Source organism: Methanoregula sp. (genome assembly GCF_002835825.1).
Lineage (GTDB): Archaea > Halobacteriota > Methanomicrobia > Methanomicrobiales > Methanospirillaceae > Methanoregula.
Genome location: NZ_PIZH01000799.1, coordinates 1 through 1014, shown reverse-complemented (window position 1 = coordinate 1014; position 1014 = coordinate 1). Strand labels below are relative to the sequence as shown.

Below are 1014 nucleotides of genomic sequence, written 5' to 3'. Positions count from 1 at the left end.
GGCGAGACCATGGCCGACCGCGAGGACTCGCTTTTTGCCATCCGCGATCTCCACAAACGGTACGGCCATATCCAGGAGGTGATCGTCCAGAACCTCTGCCCGAAACCCGGCACGCCCCTCGAAAGGCAGCCCGTCCCGACAACCGACGAGATCTGCGCCACGATACGGATGGGAAAGGACATCCTCCAGCCGGATATCGCCATCCAGATCCCGCCGAACCTGATTGATGCCGCTTCGCTTATCGATTGCGGCGTGGACGATCTCGGCGGCGTCTCGCCGCTCACCATCGATTACGTCAACCCGGAGCACCCGTGGCCGGCGTTCGATGAGCTCCGGGCCATCGCAGGCACCGCCGTGCTCAGGGAGCGGCTCTGCATCTACCCGCAGTATATCGAACGCGGCTGGTACGATGCGGGATTGCAACCCCTAATAAACCGGCTCAGCCAAATAGTACAGGACAGGAACGGTATCCCATGAAACAGAAGAAACTCCTCTATGCCGGGAAAGCCAAGAGCGTCTTTCTCTCCGACAGCAAGGGAAAACTCATCGTCGAGTTCCGGGACGACATCACGGCCTTTGACGGCGGTAAAAAGGATGTTCTCCAGAACAAGGGCAGTTACAACGCCGAGGTTTCGGCCTTCTTCTTCCGGTATCTTGAAGAGAACGGGATCATGACGCATTTTTTGAAGATGCTCGACCCCCGCCGCATGGTCGTCCACCAGCTATCGATGATCCCGCTCGAAGTAATCGTCAGGAACATCGCCGCAGGCTCGATGGTACGGAACTATCCGATCAAGGAGGGGACGAAACTCGACCCTCCGGTCATCGTCATCGACTACAAGGACGACTCCCGCCACGATCCGATGCTCAACGACGACCTGATCGTGGCCCTCGGGGTTCTGTTCGGGTGCAGAGCTCAAAAAGATGAAGAAGATCGCGCTTGAGATCAACCGGCTTCTCGCAAAACTCCTTGCCGCGCAGGGGATCGTCCTTGTCGACTTCAAGATCGAGTTC

2 protein-coding genes and 1 pseudogene are annotated in these 1014 nt (G+C 58.0%); all 3 read left to right on the top strand.

Annotation, left to right across the window (positions count from 1 at the left end; all coding sequences use genetic code 11):
- Positions 1-477 (top strand): annotated as a pseudogene (cofG, locus tag CW742_RS15305) (7,8-didemethyl-8-hydroxy-5-deazariboflavin synthase subunit CofG); the annotation flags it as partial.
- The gene (locus CW742_RS15300; protein ID WP_292421906.1) at positions 474-944 is read left to right on the top strand and encodes a phosphoribosylaminoimidazolesuccinocarboxamide synthase; all 471 of its coding nucleotides are present in this window, start codon (positions 474-476) and stop codon (positions 942-944) included. The pseudogene cofG and the gene CW742_RS15300, both read left to right, overlap by 4 nt.
- The coding region (locus CW742_RS15470) for a phosphoribosylaminoimidazolesuccinocarboxamide synthase (RefSeq protein ID WP_342764898.1) at positions 925-1014 on the top strand (90 nt) is incomplete at its 3' end. The genes CW742_RS15300 and CW742_RS15470, both read left to right, overlap by 20 nt.